Annotated in this window: 28 protein-coding genes; 12 read left to right on the top strand and 16 right to left on the bottom strand. The window is 58.4% G+C overall.

Going from position 1 to position 26,629, the window contains the following annotated elements:
* A partial coding sequence (locus tag ABSG47_RS11915; protein ID WP_424169912.1) for a hypothetical protein occupies nt 1-241 on the bottom strand: 241 nt, incomplete at its 3' end.
* A gap of 240 nt (nt 242-481) precedes the next feature.
* Here ABSG47_RS11915 and ABSG47_RS11910 point away from each other — a divergent pair.
* Entirely contained in the window at nt 482-1,246 is a 765-nt protein-coding gene (locus tag ABSG47_RS11910; RefSeq protein ID WP_424169911.1) for a hypothetical protein, read from the top strand.
* Nucleotides 1,247-1,809: 563 nt separating this feature from the next.
* Here the strand turns inward: ABSG47_RS11910 and kdsA are convergent.
* Entirely contained in the window at nt 1,810-2,637 is an 828-nt protein-coding gene (gene kdsA / locus ABSG47_RS11905; protein WP_424169910.1) for a 3-deoxy-8-phosphooctulonate synthase, read from the bottom strand.
* A gap of 91 nt (nt 2,638-2,728) precedes the next feature.
* On the opposite strand from kdsA, the gene ABSG47_RS11900 reads away from it, so the two are divergent.
* Nucleotides 2,729-2,959: a hypothetical protein gene (locus tag ABSG47_RS11900; RefSeq protein ID WP_424169909.1), complete on the top strand. Its 231-nt coding sequence runs from the start codon at nt 2,729-2,731 to the stop codon at nt 2,957-2,959.
* Nucleotides 2,940-3,368, top strand: coding sequence for a TA system VapC family ribonuclease toxin (locus ABSG47_RS11895; RefSeq protein WP_424169908.1), 429 nt, complete (start codon nt 2,940-2,942; stop codon nt 3,366-3,368). Before ABSG47_RS11900 ends, ABSG47_RS11895 begins: the two co-directional genes overlap by 20 nt.
* A 15-nt stretch (nt 3,369-3,383) precedes the next feature.
* Here the strand turns inward: ABSG47_RS11895 and pyrG are convergent, their stop codons facing one another.
* The 14 genes from pyrG to ruvX form a co-directional block, all read right to left on the bottom strand.
* On the bottom strand, nt 3,384-5,048 hold the full coding sequence (gene pyrG, locus ABSG47_RS11890; RefSeq protein WP_424169907.1) for a CTP synthase: 1,665 nt from the start codon (nt 5,046-5,048) through the stop codon (nt 3,384-3,386).
* A 254-nt stretch (nt 5,049-5,302) separates the two neighbouring features.
* Entirely contained in the window at nt 5,303-6,139 is an 837-nt protein-coding gene (locus tag ABSG47_RS11885; protein ID WP_424169906.1) for a tetratricopeptide repeat protein, read from the bottom strand.
* Between the two features lie 119 nt (nt 6,140-6,258).
* Nucleotides 6,259-6,687, bottom strand: coding sequence for an ExbD/TolR family protein (locus ABSG47_RS11880; protein ID WP_424169905.1), 429 nt, complete (start codon nt 6,685-6,687; stop codon nt 6,259-6,261).
* Nucleotides 6,688-6,744: 57 nt separating this feature from the next.
* On the bottom strand, nt 6,745-7,188 hold the full coding sequence (locus tag ABSG47_RS11875; protein WP_424169904.1) for a biopolymer transporter ExbD: 444 nt from the start codon (nt 7,186-7,188) through the stop codon (nt 6,745-6,747).
* A gap of 145 nt (nt 7,189-7,333) precedes the next feature.
* Nucleotides 7,334-8,077 carry a MotA/TolQ/ExbB proton channel family protein gene (locus ABSG47_RS11870; RefSeq protein ID WP_424169903.1) on the bottom strand — a complete coding sequence of 248 codons (744 nt, stop codon included), beginning with the start codon at nt 8,075-8,077 and terminating at the stop codon, nt 7,334-7,336.
* 225 nt (nt 8,078-8,302) lie between these two features.
* The gene (locus ABSG47_RS11865) at nt 8,303-9,028 is read right to left on the bottom strand and encodes an energy transducer TonB (RefSeq protein ID WP_424169902.1); all 726 of its coding nucleotides are present in this window, start codon (nt 9,026-9,028) and stop codon (nt 8,303-8,305) included.
* Between the two features lie 205 nt (nt 9,029-9,233).
* Nucleotides 9,234-10,205: a protein translocase subunit SecF gene (secF, locus tag ABSG47_RS11860; RefSeq protein WP_424169901.1), complete on the bottom strand. Its 972-nt coding sequence runs from the start codon at nt 10,203-10,205 to the stop codon at nt 9,234-9,236.
* 157 nt (nt 10,206-10,362) lie between these two features.
* A complete protein-coding gene (secD, locus tag ABSG47_RS11855; RefSeq protein WP_424169900.1) occupies nt 10,363-11,973 on the bottom strand; it encodes a protein translocase subunit SecD in 1,611 nt (536 codons plus the stop codon).
* 40 nt (nt 11,974-12,013) lie between these two features.
* Nucleotides 12,014-12,271 (bottom strand): preprotein translocase subunit YajC, encoded by a 258-nt coding sequence (gene yajC / locus ABSG47_RS11850; RefSeq protein WP_424169899.1) that lies wholly within the window; start codon nt 12,269-12,271, stop codon nt 12,014-12,016.
* Between the two features lie 630 nt (nt 12,272-12,901).
* Nucleotides 12,902-13,624, bottom strand: coding sequence for a hypothetical protein (locus tag ABSG47_RS11845; protein WP_424169898.1), 723 nt, complete (start codon nt 13,622-13,624; stop codon nt 12,902-12,904).
* Nucleotides 13,625-13,738: 114 nt separating this feature from the next.
* Nucleotides 13,739-13,906, bottom strand: a complete 168-nt coding sequence (locus tag ABSG47_RS11840) for a type II toxin-antitoxin system HicB family antitoxin (RefSeq protein ID WP_424169897.1) — start codon at nt 13,904-13,906, stop codon at nt 13,739-13,741.
* Between the two features lie 128 nt (nt 13,907-14,034).
* On the bottom strand, nt 14,035-15,492 hold the full coding sequence (gatA, locus tag ABSG47_RS11835; RefSeq protein WP_424169896.1) for an Asp-tRNA(Asn)/Glu-tRNA(Gln) amidotransferase subunit GatA: 1,458 nt from the start codon (nt 15,490-15,492) through the stop codon (nt 14,035-14,037).
* 118 nt (nt 15,493-15,610) lie between these two features.
* Complete coding sequence (gene gatC, locus ABSG47_RS11830) at nt 15,611-15,922, bottom strand: Asp-tRNA(Asn)/Glu-tRNA(Gln) amidotransferase subunit GatC (RefSeq protein WP_424169895.1); 312 nt, start codon at nt 15,920-15,922, stop codon at nt 15,611-15,613.
* A 43-nt stretch (nt 15,923-15,965) separates the two neighbouring features.
* Entirely contained in the window at nt 15,966-16,415 is a 450-nt protein-coding gene (gene ruvX, locus ABSG47_RS11825; protein ID WP_424169894.1) for a Holliday junction resolvase RuvX, read from the bottom strand.
* Between the two features lie 131 nt (nt 16,416-16,546).
* Here ruvX and mltG point away from each other — a divergent pair, with 131 nt between their 5' ends.
* The 9 genes from mltG (at nt 16,547) to ABSG47_RS11780 (ending at nt 26,626) form a co-directional block, all read left to right on the top strand.
* Nucleotides 16,547-17,608 carry an endolytic transglycosylase MltG gene (gene mltG, locus ABSG47_RS11820; protein WP_424169893.1) on the top strand — a complete coding sequence of 354 codons (1,062 nt, stop codon included), beginning with the start codon at nt 16,547-16,549 and terminating at the stop codon, nt 17,606-17,608.
* Nucleotides 17,605-18,453 carry a hypothetical protein gene (locus tag ABSG47_RS11815; protein WP_424169892.1) on the top strand — a complete coding sequence of 283 codons (849 nt, stop codon included), beginning with the start codon at nt 17,605-17,607 and terminating at the stop codon, nt 18,451-18,453. The genes mltG and ABSG47_RS11815 overlap by 4 nt, the downstream gene beginning before the upstream one ends.
* Before the next feature lie 415 nt (nt 18,454-18,868).
* Complete coding sequence (locus tag ABSG47_RS11810; protein WP_424169891.1) at nt 18,869-19,924, top strand: DUF7847 domain-containing protein; 1,056 nt, start codon at nt 18,869-18,871, stop codon at nt 19,922-19,924.
* Nucleotides 19,921-20,919 carry a hypothetical protein gene (locus tag ABSG47_RS11805; protein ID WP_424169890.1) on the top strand — a complete coding sequence of 333 codons (999 nt, stop codon included), beginning with the start codon at nt 19,921-19,923 and terminating at the stop codon, nt 20,917-20,919. The genes ABSG47_RS11810 and ABSG47_RS11805 overlap by 4 nt, the downstream gene beginning before the upstream one ends.
* Nucleotides 20,916-21,911, top strand: a complete 996-nt coding sequence (locus ABSG47_RS11800) for a hypothetical protein (RefSeq protein ID WP_424169889.1) — start codon at nt 20,916-20,918, stop codon at nt 21,909-21,911. The genes ABSG47_RS11805 and ABSG47_RS11800 overlap by 4 nt, the downstream gene beginning before the upstream one ends.
* Entirely contained in the window at nt 21,911-23,017 is a 1,107-nt protein-coding gene (locus ABSG47_RS11795; protein WP_424169888.1) for a DUF4129 domain-containing protein, read from the top strand. Before ABSG47_RS11800 ends, ABSG47_RS11795 begins: the two co-directional genes overlap by 1 nt.
* Nucleotides 23,014-24,255 (top strand): DUF4350 domain-containing protein, encoded by a 1,242-nt coding sequence (locus ABSG47_RS11790; protein ID WP_424169887.1) that lies wholly within the window; start codon nt 23,014-23,016, stop codon nt 24,253-24,255. The genes ABSG47_RS11795 and ABSG47_RS11790 overlap by 4 nt, the downstream gene beginning before the upstream one ends.
* The gene (locus tag ABSG47_RS11785) at nt 24,252-25,247 is read left to right on the top strand and encodes an AAA family ATPase (RefSeq protein ID WP_424169886.1); all 996 of its coding nucleotides are present in this window, start codon (nt 24,252-24,254) and stop codon (nt 25,245-25,247) included. Before ABSG47_RS11790 ends, ABSG47_RS11785 begins: the two co-directional genes overlap by 4 nt.
* Nucleotides 25,247-26,626, top strand: a complete 1,380-nt coding sequence (locus ABSG47_RS11780) for a DUF58 domain-containing protein (protein ID WP_424169885.1) — start codon at nt 25,247-25,249, stop codon at nt 26,624-26,626. The genes ABSG47_RS11785 and ABSG47_RS11780 overlap by 1 nt, the downstream gene beginning before the upstream one ends.
* The last annotated feature ends 3 nt before the right edge of the window (nt 26,627-26,629 follow it).

The following is a 26,629-nucleotide window of genomic DNA, read 5'->3' as shown; positions in this document are numbered from 1 at the left end:
GTTCATTGAAAGCCTTGCAGCAATTAGCGAACTCGGCAAGCAGACCATCCCAAATTACTGGCATTTGTTCCGCAACAATGTTGCGGTTCATAGCTACTCTTTCCATTGCCCTGTTGGATTCGGCATGTTTGGCGTCTATGCTGGCCTTTAATGAACGCGCCCACTCTTCAGCACTGCCCATAACTCCTCCACGATCCAAAGAGACCGTTACAAACATGATACCGTTGTTTGTGATTTGCAACTACGCACACTCCATGCGATGATTCGCTTGAGTGCATCGAACCGACCCCGCTGGCAGGCGGGGTTTCCTCTATTTGTCAGTCATCTTATCAAGCTTCTTCAAAATGAGTTTTACGCCTTGAAGGATTGCCTGTAGGAAACCGACCACAATGATGAGAGCGACAACGCACACCCACCATTCAGCGTTTCTCATTGACCGTGATACCTCCGCTCCCAGCCTACTGTAAAGTAGTTCCGTCCAATGACCAAACCATTTCACGGCGCACGGCTAAAGATCAAGCGGGCCAACAAGCACATCAATGACCTCGCAACGGAGATTCGGAAGATCGGGAATAGTGACCCGTACAACATCACGGTTGAGGATGACTTGCATACGGGAAACAGCTTTCTTCACTTCAGCATGAAGCAGGCTGTTGATGACGACTTGTTGACCATCGTTGGCGATGCTCTCCACAACCTCAGAAGCGCACTTGACCATGCTATTAGCGACATTGAGTTTGACACTACGGGTAAAAGGGAAGACAAGACTTCCTTCCTCATGCGTGCTACCAGGGAGGGCCTTATAGGTGCCGTCAACGGAGGATTCAAAGAGAAAGCCCCCGAAGAGGTCCGCGACTTCATCGTGGATGAGATTCAGCCTTACGCTGGAGGGAATGGCGATGCACTCTGGAATTTGCACCGACTGGACATCGAGGACAAACACGTAATCCTGCTCGCTAAAAAAGAGCTGACGTACATTCGGAACATTCGCTGTGAGGATGGCAGAGGCGAACAATTCACCATTAATGAATGGGCCGTCAACTACCCCACTGGCAACACCTTTGTCTGCGATAGGAAAAAAGTGAAGGTCACAGACAAGGGACACGCGACCGTCGGTGTAGTTTTTGGCAACGGTTTGCCTTTCTACGGTCATAACGTCATTCCAACGCTTCGCGGCTTGTCGAATTTCGTTAGCCGCACTCTCGACAGCATCGAGCGCGTTTGGCTTGCATCGCGCAAGTCGTAGTTGCTGCCCTGTCACGGCAACTCCAACGCTACCGGAATGGAATTGGTTAGTCAAGTATATTTATACCCAGTTAAGGACCTGGGATACCACAAAGGCCAGCCTTGTCAGCCTGGCCGTAGCAGCTTTTGAGACAGAACAAAAGACCTGCTTTTCCAGCCCGCAATCCCTCGTCCCGCCACTGTGGAAAATCTTGTCAAGCCCTTTTCCAAAAAATATTTTCTAACCCGCTGATTCTAAAGCGCAAAAAACTTCTCCGACTTTGCACATTATTTCTCTCAACCTGTCATACTCATAATCAGCAGAAGAAACATCACGGCCCGAAATCCCCAAATGGATTCGGGCCGTAGATGTTTTGAGGGACGGTACGGTACCCCTCCCCCATCCCCGCTGCACCAAAACTTGTGCAAATGGCCGCATTTCCCCATGGAGCAGTTGCACAGTTGCGAAATGAAGATCGCATAAAGATTTCTGTAAGGACTGTGGAACCATCCGCAACTTGCACAAAATAAAACAACTTAGAAATCAGCCCCGCACAGGATAACTCCCAGAATTGCAAACCTGTGCTACTTCGCCGCAGACCTGTTTGCCGCAGAATGGATAGCCAGCAGCGTCTCCAGCAGCGGCTTCAACAGATCAAGCTTAAGCGCATTCGCCCCATCCGACTTGGCATTCGCCGGATCGTCATGGACCTCAAGAAAAAGTCCATCCACACCCGCAGCAACCGCCGCTCGAGCCAGCAGCGGAATAAACTCCGGCTGCCCACCAGAAACGCCATTAGCCGCCGAAGGCTGCTGAACGGAATGAGTGCCATCGAACACAACCGGCGCAAGCCGCCGCATCACCGGCAGCGACCGGTAATCGACAACCAGCGTGTTGTACCCAAAGCTAGCTCCACGCTCCGTAAGAAACACCCGCTCATTCCCCGTAGAGCGAACCTTCTCAACCGGATGGTTCATATCCCACGGCGCAACAAACTGGCCCTTCTTGATATTCACAGCACGGCCAGTCTTGCCCGCCGCCACCAGCAGATCAGTCTGCCGGCAAAGAAACGCCGGAATCTGCAGAACATCCACATGCTCCGCAGCAACCTCGCAATGCCTAGGCTCATGAACATCCGTAAGAACCGGAAGACCCGTATCCTTAGCAAGACGCCCCAGAATAGCCGCACCCTCAACAAGCCCCGGCCCCCGAAAGCTTTTCACACTGGTACGGTTAGCCTTGTCATAGCTCGCCTTGAAGATATAAGAAACACCAAGGTCAGCAGTAACGCGCTGAATCTGCTCCGCCATAAAGCGCACATGGCGCTCAGACTCAATAACGCAAGGACCAGCAATAAGAAACAGCTTGCCCGCGCCGATGTGAACGGGTCCGACTTCAAAGGAATGGGTCACATTATTGATTGTAAAGGCTCAGTAAGTTTTTGAGCCTTTCGTTGAGTTAATGCATATTTTCATAAATACATAAATATGCCATACTGAGCCTATGCGAGCGACTATAGACATTCCGGATGAGACCTTCCGCAGACTCAAGGTGAAGGCTGCGCACGAGGGCGTAGCATACCGCCAAATTGTGTTGCGAGCCATCGACCATGAGTTGTCGCCAGTAGAAACCAAAATCGCGCGACGCTTCATTGTGCCCGTCATTCCTTCGCGTAACCCAGGTTCGATCAACCCAACACAGGAACAGCTTGACGATGCGTTTTATTCTTCCTGACATCAATGTATGGCTTGCTCTCTCAGCCGCCGACCACGCGCACTTTAAGCCAGCGTGGGTCTGGTATCAAGCGCTTGAAAACGAGGAAATTCTTTGCTTTTGCCGCCAAACCCAACTTGGCCTCCTGCGCTTGCTGACAACCAGGAGTGTGATGGGGGAAAACACACAGACCCAGCAGGATGCCTGGCAAATTTACGAGATGTGGCGGGAGCAGGAAAGCGCCGGTTTTCTAGATGAGCCGGGCGAAATGGACGCCCTCTTGCGTGCAAGAGCTCTGACAACAGAAACCTCACCCAAGCTGTGGAACGATGCCTATCTATCAGCATTCGCGGAGGCAGCCAGTTTGACTCTCATCACATTTGACCGGTCATTGGCGGGAAAATCAAAAGGAGCAGTACTGCTACAGTAAACATCTGCTCTTGATCTACTTTGCCGCTGAAACTTCTTTTCCAACACTCGTCTGTTCTGCCGTCTGCCTGTTCTTGTAGCTGGCAGCGATGAACGAATGGAAGAGTGGGTGCGGCTCGAGTGGCTTCGACTTAAATTCAGGGTGGAACTGGCACCCGATGAAGAATGGATGACTAGGATTCTCCACGATTTCAACGTACGTTGCGTCGGGCGTAGTCCCGCTGATGCGCAGTCCCGCGCCCGTAAGAAGCGCCTCATATTCGCGGTTAAACTCATAGCGATGCCGATGGCGTTCGCTGATCTCGGTTTCGTTGTTGTAAATCTTTGACGCTAGAGTCTCCGGCGTGAGGATGCAAGCCCATGCGCCGAGACGCATCGTGCCGCCCATCTCTTCAATGCCGAGCAGCTCGCGAAGCTTGTAGATGACGCGGTGTGGCGTGGCGGGGTCGAACTCGCTGGAGTTGGCGTCCTTAAGGCCGCAGACATTGCGCGCGAACTCGATGCAGGCGGTCTGCATGCCGAGGCAAATGCCGAAGTATGGCACATGCTTCTCGCGAGCGTAGCGGATGGCGTTGAGCATGCCTTCAATGCCGCGCTTGCCGAAGCCGCCAGGAACGAGGATGCCGTCGAAGCCTTCGAGCTGCGACTCGTAGGAGCGGTCGTCGGTAGATTCACTTTCGAGACCCTCGGACTCGATCCAGGTAATGTTGAGCTTCAGGTTTTCGGCGAGCGCGCCGTGGGTGAGAGCTTCCTTGAGGGATTTGTAGCTGTCCTCATATTCCACGTACTTGCCGACAATGCCGATTTTGACTTCATCCTTCGGGTTGGCGTAGCGATGAGCAAGATCCTTCCACCGGGTGAGGTCGGCCTCGGGAGCTTCCCGGTGGAGGTATTTCAGGATGAGGCCATCGAGGCCTTCTTCAGCAAAGTTGAGCGGGACCTGGTAGATGGATGGGACCGTTGTGGCACCGATAACGGCGCGCTCTTCGACGTTACAGAAGGCAGCGATTTTCTGCTTGATGTCGCGCGAGAGATTGACGTCTGCGCGGCAGAGAAGAATGTCGGCCTGGATGCCGATGCTGAGCAGTTCCTTGACGGAGTGCTGAGTGGGCTTTGTTTTGAGCTCCTGCGCGGCAGCGATCCAGGGAACGAGTGTGAGGTGAACGAAAACGGTATTTTCGCGGCCGAGTTCCTGGCGCATCTGGCGGATAGCTTCAAGGAATGGGAGCGATTCAATGTCGCCAACGGTGCCGCCGATCTCAACGATGGTCACGTCAGCGCCGTTCGAGGAGACCTTGCGCATGGCGTTCTTGATCTCGTTGGTGACGTGCGGGATGACCTGGACGGTTTTGCCCAGGTAATCTCCGCGGCGTTCCTTGAGAATGATCTGCTCATAAATACGGCCGGTGGTGAGATTGTTGTCGCGAGAGAGCGGGGCGTGGGTGAAGCGCTCGTAATGGCCTAGATCGAGGTCCGTTTCCGCGCCGTCATCGGTAACGAAGACTTCACCGTGCTGGAAGGGCGACATGGTGCCGGGGTCAACGTTCAGGTAGGGATCAAACTTCATGAGGTTGACGCGAAGGCCGCGGCTTTCGAGCAGACAGCCGATGGAGGCGGCGGCAAGACCCTTGCCGAGGCTGGACACGACTCCGCCCGTCACAAAGACATACTTTGCAGACATTGATGCGACCTCTTGATTTGAATGTATGGATTGGACGTACCTGGTGGGCACAATCAAGTATGCCAAGAATTTGCCATTCGGGCAACCGCGCCTTCGGCGCATTTCGTGCAGGAAGGTGTTTCGGCGGTAACCCCAGCCTTGCAGCAGAAAAGGCCCTAACGGAAGTTGTGGCGGATGGCCGCAGCTAATAACAACACGGCCTCCGCCGAAGCGGAGGCCGTGGAAGTGCCGGACCGGAATGAGCCCGAGGGTTGTTACTTCATGTTGCCGCTGGAATCCATGACAATGCCGCCGGGACCCGCGTTCTTCTTCTCTTCGTTGGCCTTGCGGGCGCCTAGCGCCTTGCTGGCCCAGTCCTTGGCGGTAGCGACGTCCGTCTTTACCGCGTTCGGATCCTGGAAGTCCAGGTCAGCCTTGCGGCGATAGACGAGGTTGATGTAGACCATCGCGTCATCGTAGTTGGCGCGATTCTGGATGGCCTGGTTGAGGAACTGAAGGCCTTCGTCGACCAACGCCTGGTTCTTATCCTTGATGTCCTGGAGGACCTTCTTGCCGGCCTTGACGTTGCCTTCGCCATCGTCGGTCTGGCCCGCGGCTGAAAGAGCGTCCTTGGCGTTCTTGTAAGCGACTGTGTAGTCGATCACGCCGATGGTGTAAGCAGCCTCCGCGTCCTTGGGATCGATGGCAAGAACCTTCTTCTGCCAGTCCTTGGCTTTGTCGAACTCATTCAGGCTGAAGTAGATGGCAGCGATCTGCTTGGCGCTGTTCACGTCCGAGGGGTCCTTGTCGAGGACTTCCTGGAAGAGCGAGATCGAGTGATCTGCGTTCGCCAGATTTTCCTTGGAGGTGAGCCCGGGAACTACGTTCTGTGCGAGCGCCGTGGCCAAATAGGTCTTTGCCATGGGAAGACTGGGATCAAGCTGTGTGGCCTGCTGGAAGTGGTTGATGGCCTCTTCGTAGTGCGCGCTCTTGAATGCTTCCACGCCTTTGTTGAGGTGGTCACGTGCGGCAAGCCGATTGCAGCCGCCTAACGTAAGCACCATTCCGCCCAGGGCAACCGCGAGCGCCATTATACGTGCGGATCGAATCATGTCTCTGTTCTTCTCCTTGCAGGGCGTACCTGGCGGTTGCGCGCCTGGAACCTCATAACGGCTGGCCGCGGAAAGGTTATTCCGCGAGCCAGCGTAAAATTTGTGACTCGAACGCGACGTTACTGACCAGCGAGGATCTTCGGCGTCATAAGGCCGATGTGATCCGCGTTGGCAGCGTGCCCCATGTCGATGATCTCCGCGATGTACGAGAAGTTCACGTCATCGTCGCCCTTGACAAACATGACGCGCTCGGCGCGGTTGGCATAGATGTCGGTCAACTTCTGCAGCAGCTCAGACTTGGCATAGGGCGCCTGGTTGATCTTGTAGATCGGAGCGCCGCCCTTGTTGGAGTTGACCTCCACGACGATGGTGCGGTCATTGGGCGGCTGCTGCTGTGGGTTCTTGGGCGGCTGCGGCACGAGTGCATCCAGACCCTTGGGGGTTACCGGAACAATCACCATGAAGATGATGAGCAGCACCAGCAGAACGTCGATCATCGGGGTGACATTGATGTCGCCCATCGCGCCACCCTTACCACCGGTTGTCATTGCCATGGCTTCAAACTCCTCGTTTTATGAAAAACGTATACAAAAATTACCGAAGGACTACTCGCCGCCAGCGCCGCCGGCGCCTTCCTTCTTGTTGGTCAACAGTCCAACTTCCTCCACTCCAGCGGTGCGCACAGCGTCAATTGCGTTTTCCACGTCAATGTACTTAGCGCGCGCGTCGGCGCGGAAGAAGACCATCTTGCCAGGCTTGTCCGCCAGCTTCGACTGGACGGTAGAGCCGAGTTCACTGAGGGCGATCTTGTTCTGGCCGAGATACACGCTGCCGTCGCGGGTGATGCCCACCACAATGGCGTCTTCCTTGTCGGCGTCCGGCATATTGGTCGGGTTCTCGACCGTGGCCATATCCAACTGCACCTTGTTGTTGAGCATCGGCGTGATGACCATGAAGATGATGAGCAGCACCAACATGACATCGACCATAGGGGTGACGTTGATGTTGGAACTGACATTGGCTGCTTCGTTACGAACTGCAACTCCCATCGCGGGGCTCCATCTTTTGGATTTCTTGAACCGTACTTAATACCGGTTCGGGTGCGCTTCAGGGAACCATTCAAAACTGGCAGCGGGGAAGGGAGACGATCCGCTCCCCGCGCCAAAATATCCCGCTCAGCTCAGGCAGATCCGGTTACTTCTTGTGGCTCTGCTTGATGAAGTAGTCGACGAGCTCGCTCGACGAGTTGTCCATCTCAACGTCGAACGACTCAACGCGGCCAGTGAAGTAGTTGAAGGCCATAACAGCCGGGATAGCCACGAGCAGACCGAATGCCGTGGTCACCAGAGCTTCCGAGATGCCACCGGCGACTGCGCCGATGCCGGAGGTCTTCTGGGTGGCAATCTGCTGGAAGGCGTTCAGGATACCGATGACGGTGCCGAAGAGGCCGACGAACGGAGCCGTTGCGCCGATGGTGGCGAGCACCGAGAGGCCGCGCTTCAGCTTGGCATGTACGATGGCCTCGGCACGCTCAAGAGCGCGCTCAGAGCTGGCAATCGTCTCTTCGGTCGGATTGCCACCGGAGACGCGGAACTCCTGCAGGCCGGCGGTGACGACCTCCGCAAGGTGCGACTTCTTGTTGCGGTCGGCAATCTTGATGGCCTCCTCGAGCTTGCCGTCCTTGAGAGCGCCGGCGACCTTGGGAGCGAACTCGCGGGACTGCTTGCGGGCTGCCGAGAAGTACAGGTAGCGGTCGATCATGACAGCCAGCGACCAGACGGATTCGATGAAGAGAATGATGGCCACACACTTGGCCATCCATCCCATGTTTCCCCAGAGGCCGAGGAGGCTGAAACTTACCGTGCCGCCCCCTTCCTGAAAGAAGGCCAGGCTGTTGACCGAGTGCGAAGCAAAATGTGCGAGCTGAGCGAGAATCACTGAATCGTTCCTCCTAGGGAGTTTGCTTTTTAGTACGAGGGTTACAAAGTTTATAAGCGCGTCTACAAGGGACTCCAACAGTTTGACGCCAGAAATGGTTTCCAGTGCCGCTGCTGCCGATAAAACCGATTGTAGCTGCAGTAAGGATGAGGTCCTATATGCCGATCCTCATCCGGCTGAAAAAACATGCGGCCCTTTCCCTATCGGAAAAGGGCCGCGGAAACTTCATCCACCGAGACTGAAGATCACGTTGACGGTGGTATCGACTTCGACCGGCTCATTATTGAGCAGGTAAGGGCGATAACGCCAGCTTCGAACGGCGTCCAGAGCCGACTGACGCAGCATGGGAGGACCGTCGACTACCTGGAGGTTCTCGATGGTGCCGCTTTTGGAGATGGTGGCGCGGAGCACGACAGTGCCGGAGACGCGGGCGGCCTTCGCAATAGCCGGATAGATCGGCGACGGACGGCTGATCGCCAGACCCTGGGCAACGCCCATAGAGATGGTGACCTTCTTCGGGGCTTCCTGCTTGACCTTGGGTGCGGGAGCGCCGGAGAAGAGACCGCCGATAACGCCGCCAGGCGCGCCGTTGCCGAGGCCTTCCATGCCGGCCACGCCGAAGCTCTGCGGCGGGGCTTCCTGCTCCTTGACGTTCTTGATGTCCTTAGGAATCTTGGTGGGAGCAACGAGCTGGTTGTTCATCATCTCCGACTGCACGTGAACAACATGCACGGGCGCTGCCGGTGGCGGCGGAGGTGGCGGCGGAGGAGGTGGCGGCGGCGCAACTAGAAGCGTCTGCATCATTGCCTTGGGCAGCGCCTCGGGATAGATCAGCGGAATCAAGATGATGACCGTGATGATCGACAAGCAAAATGGAAGCGTAACCATCATCCAGAATTTTGCTTTGCTCTTGATCTTGCCGCCTGATTCAAATGTGGAATCTTCAAACATAGCCAGCCTCGAATTGGGTGTTGGTTTCCTCTATTTAGACACCGCGGAAACCTTGAATGTTCCCGGAGCATCCCGCCAACTGCAATCAGCGTGCTCAACCTATATCAGACCGAACATACAGGTTGCAAAACGCTGCCTCAAAACCGGTGCAACTTTATACCAACTTCATGCGTGGCCAAAAAATCGATTTGCCGACTACACATGCCTAACGAGCGCGACGAGCAGCCGGAAGCACTGCCGCCTTGCCGTTCTTTCCCCGCCACTGCTGATATGCCACCAGCATGGGCGCGGCTACAGCGATGGATGAGTAGGTGCCGATCAGAATGCCGATCACCAGAGCGAACGAAAATCCATGTAAAACCTGACCACCGAAAATATACAACGAAAGCACAGTAAGGAAAGTTAATCCTGAGGTGAGGACGGTTCGGCTTAACGTCTGGTTGATGCTGCGATTGACGACGTCAACGAGTTCCTCACGGCGGTTCATGCGCAGATTCTCACGAATGCGGTCGAAGACAACGATGGTGTCGTTCATGGAGTAACCGACGAGGGTGAGAATGGCCGCGATGACGGTAAGGGAGATTTCCTTGCCCGTGAGCGCGAAAGCGCCGATGGTGATAAGCGTGTCATGGAAGCAGGCGATGACGGCGGCCACACCATAGATAAGCTGGAAGCGGAACCAGAGGTAGATGAGCATGCCGAGCAGCGAGTAGAGCGTGGCCATAATGGCCTTGTTCTGGAGCTGCTTGCCGACGGTGGGGCCCACCACATCGACCTTGACGCCTTTGGCCTCATCGAAGGGGTTGTTGTAGTGCGTCTTGAGGGCGCTGACGATGGTCTGGCGCCCCTGATCGAGTGAAGTCTCATTCTTCTGCTCCGGCAGGCTGATGAGAACCTCGTTGCGGCTGACGTCGCCGCCATACGATTGGATCTTGGCGTCGGTGATACCAGCAGAGCTGACGGCCGAACGGATCGCACCAATGTCCGGCGGGTTGGCAAACTGAATCTGTAGCTCTGTGCCGCCGCGGAAATCCACGCCCAGAGGTACCGGGCTGCCCGTTTGCGCGAGATGGATGCCCATGGAGATGAGGCCAGCGACGCTGAAGATCAACGAGAAGGCGAGGAAGTACCACTTCTTTCCAAGCCAGTCGATGTTGACACCGTGAAAAAGTTCCACTGATTGCTTCCCTCAGGGGCTAAAGCCCCGAAATCTTTTTGCTACTCGTTCCGGAGCCGGGGATAAATCCCCGGCCTACCAACCGTGCCCTGTTACAAAATTTCTCAACCTTGCGGCACGGATGAAACCATGCCGTTTCAAAACCAGTTCCGTGCCGTTAGATTGAGACCATCTGCCCGGACTTGAGCTTGTTCAAGTGCGCGTCAAAGATGGTGCGAGAGACAAAGACTGCGGTGAATAGGTTGGCCAGCAAGCCGAAGGTCAGCGTGGTAGCGAAGCCCTTGACCGGGCCGGTGCCGAAGAGGAACAGGATGGCTGCCGAGACGATGGTGGTGACGTGCGTGTCCACGATGGTGATCCAGGCGTGGCCGAATCCCTGTTCAATTGCAGCGGCTGCGGATTTGCCTTCGCGGATTTCTTCGCGGATACGCTCGAAGATCAGCACGTTCGAATCGACGCCCATACCGATGGTGAGGATGACGCCGGCGATGCCGGGCAGCGTAAGGGTGGCCGTGGAGAAGCCCATGAAGCCGAGCAGAATGAGAAGGTTTAGCAGGAGCGCGAGGTCCGCGTTGATGCCCGATCCCTTGTAGTAGACAAGCATGAAGAGCATGACGACGAGCACGCCGACGACGGCTGCCGTAACGCCTTCCTTGATGGAGTCCGCGCCGAGGGATGCGCCTACAGTGCGGGTCTCAATCTCCTCCAGCGAAGCGGGCAGAGCGCCGGTGCGGAGGAGCTTGGAGAGTGAGGCCACCTCATCTTCGCTGAAGGAGCCTGAGATATCGCCCTGATCACGGATGCCGCTCTGAATGTTGGCGACTTCGCGGATGGTGCTGCCCATGACGATGGCCATGGCTGAGCCGACGTTGTGGCTGGTGTACTCGTAGAAGGTATCGCCGGCATCCGTGGTCAGCGTGAAGCGAACCATGCGCTGGCCGGTATCGGGGTTGGTGGCCGACTCGGCGGAGCGGAAGTCATTGCCCTTGACCACTGCTGCACGCTGGAGGATGTAGACGCTGTCAGCCTCCGAGCGGGTGCCAATGGCGCCGGGGGCGTGGAGCATGACCTGGTCGGGCGGAATGACGCCGCCGGGAGATGCTGCGAGAGCAGCCTGCTCGGTTTGGTACGGGCCGCCGACGACAGCGTGAATCTCAAGACGCGCCGTTTCCTGCAGAAGCCGCTTGATACCCTCAAGGTCCGATACGCCGGGCAGTTCGACGAGGATCTGATCGGCGCCGAGGTTGTACTCCTGAATCACAGGCTCGCTGACACCGAGCGTGTCGACGCGATCCCGGATGGTCTCGATGGATTGCTGGAGGGTACGCTTCTCAAGGTCGGCCAGGTAAGTCGGCTTCATGGTGAGCGTGTAAGTGCCGTTTTCGCTCGAGTAGTCGTACTCTATGCCGTATTTTGTGTCCAGCGTGGTGCGAAGCTGGCTGGCGCTCGCGGCGGGCACGCCGTCGATGGTGATGACGGTGGGCTTATTTGGATCGAGCTTATGCGGCTGGCCGGCGATGTTGGCCTTCTTCAAGTCCTGCTGGAGTTGCGCGACGGTGTTGTCGGTCTCAGCGGAGACGGCTTCCTGCACCTTCACGCGGAGGATGAGATGCGCGCCGCCCTTGAGGTCGAGGCCCAGGTGAATGTTCTTGGTGAGTGCGTCACGCAGCGCTGAGCCGCTCAAACCTTTAGGAATGCCAAGGATGCCGTAAATGCAAACCAGAAGGACAGCGACAATCAGCAAAACTCTGTTTCTAACGTTTTTCATTTCAGTTCTCTAGTCCAAAGAATAAAAGCGCGGAGCGCCCTTAAGATGCCTTGTCTTCCGTGGTGACGGAGCCGATGGCGCTCTTGGCTATTTCCATCTTGATCCCGTCGGGAGCCACCTTGATGATGATGCCGTCGTCCTTGATGGACAGAATGGTGCCGCGGATACCGCCGGAGGTGGTGATCCTGTCGCCGGGCTTGATGTCGGCGAGCATCTGCTGCCACTGCTTTTGCCGCTTCTGCTGCGGACGGATCATTGCGAAGTACATGATCGGGATCAGGAGCAGAATGGGGAGCATTCCAAGAAGGCCTCCACCAGCCGGCGCCGGACCTGCATAAAGTGCCAAAGCGATTGCCACACTCATCCTTTACTGCCCTGCCTCTGGGAGGCACGGGGCTTCCGGCGTATCAGCCGGACTCGAACGCGAAATTTGTCTCCGGGAACATTTCCTCACCGGGCAGGCGGATGGCGCACCCGGGTTCAGACTCGGCAGATTCGGGCGCAAATTACGTCCCGCTCGCCGTCGGCTTCCTGTTCGACACGGCTTGCTCTGAGGAGACTTGTGGCCAGCAAGCGCGGTTCGCGCAGGCGAAAAGCTAAAGTTCTCCCGAAAGATTGCCTAGCACGATAAGAAACGGCAAGACGCTGGCGTGTCAAGGTGCTGAGAGCGCCGCTTTGCAAAAGCCTTATGGAAGCATTGGCGCGGGTTTACGGCGTGGGAGTTCTTCTTGAGACACCATGTTGTTGCATTTGGCCGCAGCGATGTTTTCCATGCCGTCGGAATTATGGTTGCTTCTACTGATTCCATTCGTGCTGGCAGAGGCAGCGATGTTGTGGATTCTGTGGCATCTGTGGCAGGACGGGCATAAGCGACGATAGGCAAATGATTCCCTGCTGAGACGAGAAACTGTGGGCATTGTGGACGGATTCAGTTGGATGGCGCTGAAGCAGCGGGCGTTTCCGGCTCGTCGCCGGAGTCTTCGACAAGAACAGCTGAGCCGGGGACGATCTCGTACATGAAGTCGCCTTTGCCCACCTGATGAAAGGTGATGCGTAAAGGGTCGCGCTGCCAGTCGGGCGGAATGCAGGCCGGATCGGAATGCGCTGCTGGATCGGAATCATAGGCGTCAAGCTTCTTGACGAGAATGGGTTTGCGGGCGGCTAACTGAGCCACGACCGCGTAGAGGCCTTTGCCGCTGGAGGTGAGGCCGCAGTAAGCTCCGTAGTCGCGAAACCATGTGACCTGGCTGACGCCGGGCTCATAGTCAGGGAGCCTGAGGGCGGTAACGCGGCCCGTGAGGCGGTCAATCATGAGCCAGGGGCCGCGCTGCCAGACCCAGTGCTCTTTCTGCGCGCCGGGCTTGTCACTCGGCAAGGCGTCATTGAGGCGCACGGCGCGGCGGACTACAAAGGTGCGGTCGGTGACGTCGTGAGAGTCGCCGGCAGTCCATTCCTTGATCTGGTCATCGACGACGAGAGGGCGGATTTTCAGCCACTCTTCGCCGGGGAGCGCGCCGGATGGATCTCCGGCTTTGGAATAAGAAACCTTTTTGGGTGCGCCGAGCGCGATGACATGCTGCTTGCGGGGCGCGGCAAATAAGCAGGGGCTAAAGATAACGGCGAACAAGGCTAATCGGATCCCAAGGCGCATGACTGCACGCTCCGGTTGCGGAGATTGCGCAGGAATCTGGGAAAAAATACTTGCTAAGACTGTGTTTTGTTGTTTGCGAGGAGTGTAGCAGAGAGGGTTAGTTTCAGGAAGAGGCTAACTTGCTTTCTGGCCTTCGGCCCAGAGCCAGCCCGTGATGGCTTCGCGAATATTTGAAATGGCCTCTCTTTCATTGCGGCCCTGGGAGACACATCCGGGCAGTGCTGGACACTCGACTACAATCCAGCCGTCCTCATCTTTTTCGAGAGTCACGTGGAAGATCATGTTGAAGTTTGAAAAGCAATTATCTCAGAGGCTAAAGTGTCAAATGTTTTTGCCGCTGGTTGCGGGAATAAATCCCCGGCCTGCCAATCGCGCCGTATCACGAAATCATTCAAATTAACTCACTACCCTCAACCCTGCGCGGTTTCTACAGCGCGTGCTACGCGGAAGGCGGTGCTCTCGCCGAGGTGCGTGGCGAGTACCTGCATTCCCACCGGCAGGCCGGACGAAGTGGCACCGCATGGCACCGTAACGCCGCAGATGCCGGCGAGCGAGGCCGTGACGGTGTAGATGTCGGCGAGGTACATGGAGAGCGGGTCGCCGGATTTTTCGCCTAGCTTGAATGCCGGCACGGGCGAAGTGGGCGTAACGATGGCGTCGACTTCTGCGAAGGCGCGGAGGAATTCTTCGGCCAGGAGGCGGCGAACCTGCTGCGCTTTGCCGTAGTAGGCGTCATAGTATCCTGCGCTGAGCGCGTAGGTGCCTAGGAGGATGCGGCGCTTGACCTCGGGGCCGAAGCCCTCGTCGCGGGAATGACGGTACATGGCGGCCAGGTTCTCGCTGGCTGGTGAGCGGAAGCCGTAGCGGACGCCGTCGAAACGGGCGAGGTTGGCGCTGGCTTCGGCGGTGGCGACGAGGTAGTAGACCGGAATGGCGTACTTTGTGTGCGGCAGCGAGATGGGCTTGATGGTGCAGCCGGCGGCCTTGAGTTCTTCGATTCCCTTTTCGATGGCGGCGCGGACCTCGGGATCGAGGCCTTCCGCGAAGTACTCGGCGGGGACGCCGATGCGAAGACCTGAAACGCCCTTGTCGCTTTCGGCGGCGTAATCGGGGACAGGAGCGGGAGAGCTGGTGGCGTCTTTCGGATCGTGGCCGGCAAGAACGGTGAGCAGCGTGGCGGCATCGCGGACGTTGGCCGCGAAGGGGCCGATGCGATCGAGCGACGAAGCAAAGGCGATGAGGCCGTAGCGCGAGACGCGGCCCCAGGTGGGCAGCACTCCGACAACGCCGCAAAAGCTGGCGGGCTGGCGGATGGAGCCGCCGGTGTCCGTGCCTAGCGAGGCGACGGCGAGATTGGCGGCTACTGCTGCCGCTGAACCGCCCGAGGAACCGCCGGGAACGCGCTCTGGATCGACGGGGTTTCGGACTGGACCGTAAGCGGAGTTCTCATTCGAGGAGCCCATGGCGAATTCATCGCAGTTGAGCTTGCCGAGAAGGACGGCCCCGGCGGATTCGAGCTTTGTGACGGCGGTGGCGTCGTAGGGCGGTTCGTAGCCTTTGAGGATTTTGGAGCCGGCTGTGGCGGGCGCGCCCTTCATGACGAGGACGTCCTTGATGCCGATGGGAATTCCAGCGAGGGCCGGCAGCGCGTCGCCTTTGGCGGCGAGCGAATCGATGCGGGCGGCCTGCTCGATGGCGCGGTCTTTGGTGAGGCTCAGGTAGACGTTCAGCGCTGGGTTTACGGCCTCGATGCGGTCGTAGTACGCGGTGGCGAGATCGGCGGCTTTGGTAGCGCCGGATGCGATTTCGCTCTTGAGAGCCGCCAAGGTCTTCGGCTTTTCGACGTATGATCCTGCTGAATTCGTCATTTCTAATCTTGCCTCAGGGGCTAAAGCCCCGAAAATCTTTTTCTCGTCTGCGGTTGCCTACCAGTCGTGCCCTGTTACAAAACTTTTCAGGCTCATGCACAGACGAAGCTGCGCCCTTTCAGCGTTCGATCACTTTGGGCACTTTGAAGAAGCGGCCGTCGGACTCAGGCGCCTCCGGCATGACGACGGCGCGGTCAAGTGAGGGCTGAACCGCATCTTCGCGCAGCGAGGCAGAGCCGCCCGCGCCAGGAAGCTCACTGATCTGGGCCAATGGAGCAATGCCGGTGGTGTCGAGCTCATTCAACTCGGCGATGTAGTCCAGGATGGCATTGAGATTGCCGACCATGCCGGGGATTTCCTCGGGGGTCAGCTCCAGGCTGGCCAGCTCAGCTACGCGGGCTACTTCTTCAGTGGTTACTTTGGCGGTCATGTGTTTTTGCCGAAGCTCCAGTATAGAGGGTGAGACGGAGGGACTATGGGACTGAGGGACTATGGGGACTTGGCCTGAGCCGATCATCCAGAAAGGACTGGAGGATGAGAGTGGCGGCGACCTGATCGACGATGGGCGCATGCTGCTGGCGGGCATGGCCAGCCTCATAGAGAATTCTGTGGGCTTCTTCCGTGGTCAAACGTTCATCCCAGAGATGGATGGGCAGGCCAGTCAGCTCGCCAAGCTCAGCGGCGAAGGCCTGGACTTTCGCGGCCCGAGCGCTCTGATCGCCTGAGAGGTGAAGCGGGTTGCCGACGACGATGCCGATGACGGAGAACTTGCGCGCCAGCCGGGCGATGGAGCGGAGATCATCCCGGCGATTTCGGCGCACTTCAAGCGTGAGCACCGGTTGTGCGGTCAGGCCGAGCTCATCGGAGACAGCGATACCGATGCGCTTTGTGCCGACATCGAGAGCAAGATAGCGGGTAGGCATAGATCAAAGATAAGGGACGAGGGATAAGGAACAAGGGATAAAGGAGGGCTTTGCGCCCGATACAATAAGACAATTCAGAAGCATCTCCCGGCTGTCCGGCGCGTCTGATGAAAGAAGGCTACGGAGGCAGATTGGGCAGCAGGCAAAATACGAGCAGAAATGGCGGCAAAAAAAGAAGCCGGTTTGGCCGGTTCGTCGGCTGGATGCTGCTTCTGCTGCTTTTGTGCGGAGCCGGCGCGGCGGCTTTTGTCTGGCTGGCGCCGTACGGGCCCGCGCAGGAGACGTTTGTGGAGATCGTCCCCGGCTCGCCTACACTGGAGATCGGCAAACAATTGCAGCAGGCCGGCGTGATTCCGAGCCAGTATGCCTTTGATGCGCTGCGCATCCTGAAGGTCGGAGTGCTCAAGGCAGGCACGTACCGCTTTGCGGGGCCGGATACTACGGCAAATATCTATGAACGAATTCATCGCGGCGACGTATACACCATTGCAGTGACGATTCCGGAAGGCTCAACGGTGTTTGAAATTGCGGCGCGGCTGCAGGGAGCGAAGCTGGGTCAGGCGGCGGATTTTCTGACAGCCACGAAGACCGAGACGGAGTTGATCAAGGATCTGGACTCCCAGGCCACGAGCCTGGAAGGGTATCTATTTCCCGACACGTATCGCTTTGCCCCGAAAACAAAGCCGATTGAGATTGCGGCGTTGATGGTGAAGCGCTTTCGTACCGCGGCCACGCAGCTTGGGCTTCATGGAAATGTTCACGATGTGGTGACGATGGCCTCGCTGGTGGAACGGGAGACGGCGGTTGACAAGGAGCGGCCACTCGTCGCCAGCGTGTTCGAGAACCGGCTTGAAAAGAATATGCCGCTGATGACGGATCCTTCGGTCATCTACGGGCTGCAACTGGCGGGTGCGTGGCGCGGAACTATCCGTGCCAGCGATCTGCAGCGCGATACGCCGTACAACACTTATCTGCATCAGGGTCTGCCGCCGGGGCCGGTGGCAAATCCGGGAATGAAATCGCTAAAGGCGGCGATGGAGCCGGCGGAGACAAATTATCTTTACTTTGTTGCGGCGGGGTCGAATGCCCAGGGCCAGAGCCTTTTTGCCGAGACGCTGGAGGAGCATAACCGGAACGTGAGCGAGTATCGCAACGCAGTGAAAAAAGCGGGTGCGCGATGGCGATGGCGATGACGATTCTTCCGCTCTCCGGATGCCTTTTCAGTACGCGAAAGCTGCCGGTGCCAACGGCGCCGGCTGTAACTCAGACAGCGTCTGCGGAAGACCTGGTGAAGAAGCTGAATGAACACTGGAACGGACTGAACACGCTGTACGCAAATGTGGACGTGCAGTTGACTACCACCAAATCCAAGGAAGGCGTGGCGAAGGACTACAGCACCTTTCCGGGGATCATCATGATGCGGAAGCCGGAGATGCTGCGGGTGTATGGACGCGTTCCGGTGATTAAGTCTCCTATGTTCGACATGGCGAGCGATGGAAAGACGTTTACGCTCTATGTGAATTCAAAGGACATGGCTTACAAGGGACCGAATGTTGTGACGCACAAATCGCCCAACGTGATTGAGAACATCCGTCCGGGATTCTTTCTGGATGCGCTGATTGTGCGCGGACTGGCTCAGAATGACGAATACATGCTGACGGCGGATACGGATACCGTGGAAGATCCCAAGCGGAAACATCTGCTGCTGACTCCCGAATATATTTTGAGCGTAATGGAGCACAAGCCGGGAAGCCAGGAACTGCGGCCTATGCGGGTGATTCACTTCCATCGAGATGACCTGCTGCCATACGAGCAGGATATTTACGACGAGCAGGGGAGCCTGGAAACAGAGGTGACCTACGGCAGGTATGCAGACTTTGGCGGCAGCAAATACCCGAGTACAGTGACGATTAAGCGGCCGCTGGAGGAGTTCCAGATTGTGCTGACTGTGAATACAGTAAAGGAGAACATGGACCTGAAGGATAACCAATTCCAGATCCAGATTCCGCCTGAAGTGAAGATTCAAACTCTGCAATAGCGGCTGCCAGAGCAGCTTCCAGCTTTCTAGTTGCGGGTGATATCGTCTTCCAACCGCCGGGTGGCAAGCACCAGGAAGGCAATGGAAAGCGAGACAACCAGCCAGCGTTTATAGTGTTTTTGCATCGCCTTTATGAACCTCTCTCATCTTCTATCGATATAGGCGCTGCTGTCCGCGTATAGTGCGTCCGGAGCGGCGGCTGCCTGCAACGGTTAGATGCATCTGAGACACCAAACGAATTCTGCTGCAACGGCAGAAGATACGGGTGTTAACCACATCTGGGCCCGTAAAAACTACGCGCGGCGAGAAAAATGCGCGCTCACGCGGAAGGCCAGATTTATGTAGCCGGATCTATGTGCTAGTATCCGGCCAAGTACGCGATTCCTGATTCCATTCTGCTTCGAAGGACGCCTTCATGGACACCCAGATGCGGCCAATGTCGCTCGGCGAAATTCTTGACCGCACGGCGCAGCTTTATCGCACGAATTTCCTGCTCTTTGCGGGGATCGCGGCAGTGTACGCCGGCGCGCTGATGGTACTGGGACTGGTGCGCATCGGGCTGGACGCGCTATTGGGCGCGATGCACTGGGCGCAACTGGTTCTATGGCTGAATATCGGCACGGTGCTGTTGCAGTGGGCGGTTATCTTTCTCATTGGCGGGTTGGCAATAGCTGCCAACAACCGCGCCGTAGCGTGGGTGCATCTGGGCCAGCGGGCCACCATCCGCGGCGCCTATATGAGCGTAGTGCCGCGGCTGGGGCGCATTCTGTGGCTGATGACGATCATTACGTTTGTGGTGTGGACGCCGCTGGCGCTTTGCTATGGGGGCTTCGCATCCCTGGCGTTCTTCTGGTACAAGCCACTGGCCAAGGCCGGCGGTGGGCAGGCGAACCAACAGGCGACCATTTTGTTCGGGATAATGGCGCTGATTTTCTTTGCGGTGGCATTTTTAGCGCTTGTGTATGCCGTATTGATGGGGCTGCGCTATGCACTGGCAATTCCGGTGTGTGTGGTGGAAGACTTGAAGGCGCGGACGGCTCTGAGGCGCAGCATCGATCTCAGCCTGGGATCGCGCGGGCGCATCTTTGTGCTGGGACTGCTGGTGGCTGTGATTGAGATTGCGCTGGTGGGCATTACGCAGTCGTTTTTCATCTTTCTCGCATTCAAAAATCATCTGGTGCTGCCCACGTGGGCGGCGGTGGCGCAGCAGATTGTGAGCTTTGCAACGACCTCTTTCATTGCACCGATGTTTTCAACGGGACTGACGCTCTTCTACTATGACCAGCGCGTGCGTATGGAAGGCTACGACATCGAGTGGATGATGCAGGCGGCGGGCATGAATGCCGGTCTTTACGCGGCTGCCGCGCCATTGGAACCGCTCGTGAGTGCCGCACCGGTAGAGAGCGTTGCGGAGACATTGCCGATTGAAGCAAACGGAGCAGAGCGGCAGGCACACGGAGAGCAACCGTGATCGATGCACTGCGCCCCATGCACCTGGGCGAGATTCTGGACCGGACGGCGCAGATCTACCGTCGGCAGTTTCTGCTCTTTGCCGGGATTGCGGCGGGACCGTCCGTGGTGGTGCTGGGATGCTTTGCGGCGGGGTTTCTGCTGTTTCTTTTTGCGCACGGTGAGGGTACGGCTGCAAACGTGATCCTGGGGTTGGGATTTCTGGTTCTGCTGGCAGCGGGGCTGCCGCTTTACATTGTGGCCAGCGCATTTGGCTTTGCGGCGCTGAGCGAGGCGGCGAAGAAGCGATTCTTCGGCGAGCAAGTGACGATTCGCGGCATGTACCGCGAGGCATGGCCGCATGGCTGGCGCTATCTTGGGCTGTTTGCGCTGGACTTTGCGATTCTGGGTGTGGCTCCGTTCACATTGCTGTTTTTCGGAGTTCTTGGATATGGCATGTTGTCGGTAGCTATGGGCCGCTCGGCCGGCGGTGCGGGCATGATTGCGGGTTTTGCTGTGCTGGTCTTCTTTGCGCTGCTGATGGTTTACGAGCTGTGGATGCTGCCGCGGTTGAGCATGTCGTTTGCTGTGTGTGTGGCGGAGAAAGCGGGCGTGGCGGAGTCATTGAAGCGCGGATGGTCGCTGAGCGGTGGAACGCGCTGGAGGATTCTGCTGCTGTTTGTCATGGGCGCGGTGTGCGGCTGGATGCTGACGTGGCTGGTGACGCTGCCGGTGATCATCGCGGTATCGCTGATTCCGGGCATGAACTCGCCGCAGCATGCGCAGATGATGGGGTCCATCATGCTGTTTGGCATATACGCGGCGGGATTTGCGGTGCAGGCGCTCGTGCGGCCGGTGTATGGCATCGCACTGGTGCTGTTTTATTACGATCAGCGGATTCGCAACGAGGGTTATGACATTGAGTGGATGATGGAGCGGGCCGGGTTGACGGCTGATGCGGCGGCTGCGAATCAGCCACTGCCAAATTCCGAGATTCTGCCGGGGGCGCAGGCATGAGCACATATCCTTACGGAGCGTTTGTTTCGACGACGCCGTTTCCGATCAGCATGGGCGAGGTACTGGACAAACTGTGGAAGACGCTGCGCGGCAACTGGAAGCTGTACTTATGGCTCGGCGCGCCGCTTGCGGCAGTTGGCATTCTGTTTATGGCGGCCTACTTCGGGGCTCTCTTTGCCAGTGGGGTCTTTCCGTTGCATCCGGGAGTAGCGCCTGACCCGACGCGCTTGTCTCCGTGGCTCTTCGGCGTCATGCTCATCGGATATGTTCCAAATCTGATCGTCTTTGCCTTGTATCAGGCGGCTACAGCATTTGCCACGCTCAGGGAAGCCAGCGGGCAAAAGACCACCGTGCGCGAGGCCTATGCTGCGGCATGGCGTAAGGCAGGCCGCAACTGCTGGCTGATGATTTTGCAGTACCTGTGCGTTGCGGGACCGATCCTGGTCTTCGCAGTAATTGCCAGCATCCTGACGATGGTATTTGGTTCCGGCGGTACTCCAAACCCGGCGGCAATGTTTGTGATCGTTCCGCTGATTTTTCTGCTCGTTTTGGGTGCATTTGCGTATGCCATCTGGATGGCGCTGTGCCTGGGAATGGCCTTTCCGGCCTCGGTGGCCGAGGATCTGCCCGCTATCGCGGCGCTCAAGCGCAGCTCGCGGCTCAGTTGCGGAGTCAAGGGCAAGCTGTTTCTGGCGCTGCTGGTGGTCCTTGCCATCAGCTATGCGGCTATCTTCGCGCTGGAAATCGGCGGTGGGGGCATCATTGCAGTGGGTGCACTGCTCTTCCAGTTGCTGCACCTGAGCGTAGCGCTGGGCATCGCATTAGGAGTGATTGCAGCTCTGGCTTTCCTCGTGCTCATGTTTGCATGCACATCCCTCATCTGGGCGGCGTACTCCATTAGTTTCACGATTGTGTACTGCGATCAGCGGGTAAGGCTGGATGGGCCTATCGGCGGATTCAGCCAGATTCAACCGGAGGCTCCGCTGGCATAATGCGAAGCAGGATGCAGGCGCGGATCACAATCTTTGTAACGTTGCTGGCTGTAACCGGCACGGCTCGATGTTTTGCGGCTGTGCCACAGCCGGTGCAGGCTGCGGCGCAAGGCAACACGGCTAATTCCTCGTTCGAAGACTACAGCAAACATCTTGAGGGGCTGATTTCGCTGACGCAGAAGTGCGCGAAGGGGCGCAACGAAGAGAGCTGTAATCCGCAGAGCATCGGGGCGGATGAGCACGTACGGCTTGGTTCCGAACAACGCGTCATGAGCTATGAGTGGCTACGGGTGTTGTTTGCTCACGCGCAGGAACCGGATAAGGCGCAACAGGCTGCGGGCGTGATGGGAAATGCTCAACTGCAGAATGATTCGTCTCTGCCGAAGCCGAGGACTACCACGCAACTGCTTGAAGCGGCGCAGATGCGGCTGGCGGATGATCTGCGACAGGCGGGTGGGCAGGTTTCGGCAGTTGCCGGACATCCCGCTGAGAGCGATGCGATGCAGAAGGTTCTCTCGGAGCGCGAGTTTCGCAGGCTCAAGGGGCGGAGCGCTACCGATTCGATCCTGGAGCATGTCAACGACTGGATCAACTCGGTATTTGGTGGAATCAGCCGCTTGACGCAAGGGGCAAAGTGGCTGGGGCGCGCGCTGGTATGGGGCTTTGTTCTTTCGGTGGCGATTGGATTGGCGTGGGCTTTGCTGCAACTGGAGCGGCGCTGGAGGGTACGCCTGGTTCCGGAGGCGGAAGCGCCGGCTCCCGAAGCGGCCTCCGCGCGAGACTGGCAGCTATGGCTGGCGGATGCGCACAAGGCGGCGGCGGCAGGGCTGTGGCGCGAGGCAATTCACTTTCTGTACTGGGCGGCAATCTCGCGGCTGGAATCAAAACGGCTTTGGCCCGCGGATCGGGCGCGCACGCCGCGTGAGTACCTGGCGCTGATGGCTCCGGAAGACCCGCGCAGGGCGGGGTTGGCTGCGCTTACGGGGAGCTTTGAGCGGACATGGTATGGCGGGCGGGCTGCGGCGGAAGCCGATTACCGGCAGGCCGATGAGTTAGCGGCGGCGCTGATTGGCGCGGGTGTGGCGGATGGGGGACGGGCGCGATGAAGTGGCTGTCTCGACTGATGCCAGGGCTAGACGCCGGCGACCGCAAGCTACTGCTCTGGTGCGTGGGGATTGCGCTGGTGCTGGCGATTGCCGCTGGAGTGCTGACGCCGAATACCGAGGACGAGAATCGTCTGCCTTCGAGTTACCTGAGCGGGCAGCATGGCGCGCTGGCGGCTTATGAGACGCTGCTGCGGTCGGGCTATCCGGTGGAACGCTGGGAGCGGCCTTTAAGCGAGTTGGCTGAGACTGCGGGACCGGAGACGGTGATCCTTTTTGCAGAGCCAATGTCACACGACATTGCGGACATACGGGCGATACGGCAGATTCTGGAGCGCGGCGGGCGGGTGGTGGCTACGGGTTATGTGGGAGGATTTTTGCTGCCACAGGGTACTCCGGCACCGCCATCCGACCTAACCTTTGCGGCATGCAAGCTGGAGCCGAATGGGCTGGACGCACTTGCCAGCACCGGCGAAATCTGGATGGTTCCGCAGGCGAGCTGGCAATTCGGCAATCCGACAGACCGCGTGCAGTACACCTGCGCGGGCAAGCCCGCAGTGGTGGAGTTCGTCTGGGGCAAGGGCCATGTGGTGTGGTGGGCGAGTTCGACGCCGCTCGAAAATGGTTCGCTGAGCCGCGCGCAGAATCTTGATCTGCTGCTGAACTCGCTGGGACCAAAGGCGGGGCACAAGTTTTACTGGGATGAGTCTCTGCATGGGGAGATTCGCTCGATATGGACGTTTGCGTGGGGGCCGGCGATGGCGATCCTGTGCTGGAGCCTTCCGGCGCTGGCCCTGCTGGTGATCTTCAGCTTTAGCCGGAGAAGCGGGCCGCTGCGCGCGCTGCCGCTGCCGGCGCGGGCAACGCCAATCGAGTTTATCGAGGCGCTTGGGTCGCTGTATCGTGGCGCGGGAGCGTCTTCAACGGCGGTGGCGATTGCGTGGGAACGCTTTCGGAGGCAGGCGCTGGCGCTGTGCGGCATACGAGCGCCGAAGATGGAAGCGGCGGAGCTGGCCGCTGTGCTGCGGCGGCGGTTTCCGCTGGCAGACGAAGCGCTGGAGGCCGATCTGACAGCATGTGAGCAAGGCGCAAAAGAAGAGGTATTGCAGCCTCGCGAGGCGCTGCGGCTGATCCAGCTGCTCAACGCACACTGGGATAAGTTGAAGGCTGCTGCCGGATCGCAAAGTGTTGCGACTGAACTCAAGATTAATAATGGGGTAGTTCACGAAAGGGCTTCATGAGCGAGGAAATCTCATTTACACACGCGGAGACGCTGCGCGCCACGCAGGAATTGATCTCACAGGTGCGCACGGAGCTGGGCCGCGTGATTGCCGGGCAGAACGATGTCATTGAGCAGGTCATCATGGCCGTGCTGTGCCAGGGCCATGCGCTGCTGGAAGGCGTGCCGGGCATTGCCAAGACGCTGACGGTGAAGACGCTGGGACGGCTGCTGGGACTGGGCTTTCAGCGTGTGCAGGCGACGCCGGACTTGATGCCGGCTGACATTCTGGGTACGACGATTCTGAAGCCGGGCACGGATACATTTACGTTTCATCACGGGGCGGTGTTTACCGATCTGCTCCTTGTCGATGAGATCAACCGCATGCCTCCGCGCACGCAGGCTGCGCTGCTGGAGTGCATGGAAGAGCGGCAGGTAACGGCAGATGGCGTGCGACACGCGCTGCCGAGTTGGTTTACGGTGTTTGCGACGCAGAATCCGGTGGATTTTGAGGGTACTTATCCGCTGCCGGAGGCGCAGTTGGATCGGTTTCTGCTGAAGATTCGGGTGTCCTATCCCTCGGAATCTGAGGAGTTGCAGATTTTGCAGCGTCACCATGCAAGCGGCGGAGCGGGATTGCTGGAAGAGGCTGCGATTGTGCCGGTTTCCGAGGGATTGCTGGCGGCGGCGCGGGCTGAGGTGCGGGCGATTCGCGTGGAGCCGGAGCTGTATGGCTATATTGTGGCGATTGCACGGCGGACGCGCGAATGGCCTACGCTGCTGCTGGGCGCGAGTCCGCGCGCGGCGCTGAGTTTGATGCTGGTGGCGCAGGCGGCGGCGGCGTTTGAAGGGCGCGACTATCTTGTGCCTGACGATGTGAAGCGGGCTGTGCTGCCGGTGCTGAGGCATCGTGTGATGCTGAAGCCGGAGGCGGAGCTGGAGGGATTTGACGCGGATCGGGTGCTGACGGATGTGATTGCCGGAGTGCCGGTGCCGAGGGACGCCGCGAAGTAATGATCTCGCCTTCGCTTCATCCTGAGTCTGTGCGGGCTGCGTGCGAGCCGCGGCGGCGGTGGGCCTTTGCGCTTACGCCGCGAGCCATTGTGCTGCTGGTGGCGGGATTTCTGCTGCTGATTCCCGGGTTTTATGTGGACCGATTGAGTTATGCGATGCCGGTGTGGGATGGACTCGTGTTGCTGGCGTGCCTGCTGGATGGAATGAGACTGCCGAAGGCCGGGAAGATTGTGACGGAGAGAAGCTGGTCGAATGCGCCCGCGCTCGACAGCGAGACTGAGATCGAGATTGCCCTTGAGAACCAGGGCCGCATGGTGCTGGACTGCCATATCGTGGACGATCTGCCTGCGGCGCTTGCCAGCGAACCTGCAAAGCTGAGGATGCAGGTATTTCCACGCGTGGCGGCGAAGAAGCGTTATCGTGTGAAGCCGCAGCAGCGCGGCGATTATGAGACTGGATGGCTCTACCTGCGCTACCGCTCGCCGCTGGGGCTGGCCGAGAAATGGGCCAAGGCGAAGCTGACGCAAACAGTGCGCGTTTATCCGGCGCTAAGGTCGAGCGAGGAGCAGCAGATATTTCTTGCGCGCAGCCGGCAGATTGAGTTGCTGCTCAGGCAGGCGCGGCAGCGCGGGCTGGGGCGAGACTTTGAGAGCCTGCGCGACTATCGCGAGAGCGACGATCTGCGCGATATCTGCTGGACTGCAACGGCGCGGCGCGGAAGCCTGATCACGCGGCAGTATCAGACAGAGCGCAGCCAGGCTGTTTGGATCGTGCTGGACTGCGGACGGCTGATGCGATCGCAGCCGGATGGGAAGCACTCAAAGCTCGATCATGCGTGCGCGACTGCGGTGGCTCTGGCACAGGTGGCGCTCTATTCCGGCGACCGCGTGGGGCTGCTGGCTTATGGGCAGAATGTGCAACAGAGATTGCTGCCGGGGCGGGGTGCATCCCACCTGAGACAGATGATTGAGTTGCTGGCGCAGGTGCGGACGGAGATTGGCGAGGCCGATCATCTGCGCGCTACGGCGGTGCTGAGCCGGTTGCAGCCACGGCGGTCGCTGATTCTGTGGATTACGGATCTGGCGGAGACGGCCATGCGGCCGGAGGTGATTGACGGCGCATTGCAGTTGCTGCGGCGGCATGTGCTGCTGTTTGTGGCGATGGCCCAGCCCGAAGTGGAGCGCATTGCACATGCCAGGCCGAAGAATGTTGAGGATATGTTTCGATCCGCGGCGGCGCAGGAGATGGCGGGACGGCGCGAGCTGCTGCTGGCGCAACTGGCTGAGCAGGGTGCGCTGACGCTTGATCTTGATCCGGAGGTTCTGACTTCGACGGTGCTGAACCAGTATTTGAAGGTGAAGGAACGGGCGATGGTGTAGCCG

It is taken from the genome of Occallatibacter sp. (genome assembly GCF_049510455.1).
Taxonomy (GTDB): Bacteria; Acidobacteriota; Terriglobia; order Terriglobales; family Acidobacteriaceae; genus Telmatobacter.
This window is presented reverse-complemented; position numbering and strand designations above follow the sequence as displayed.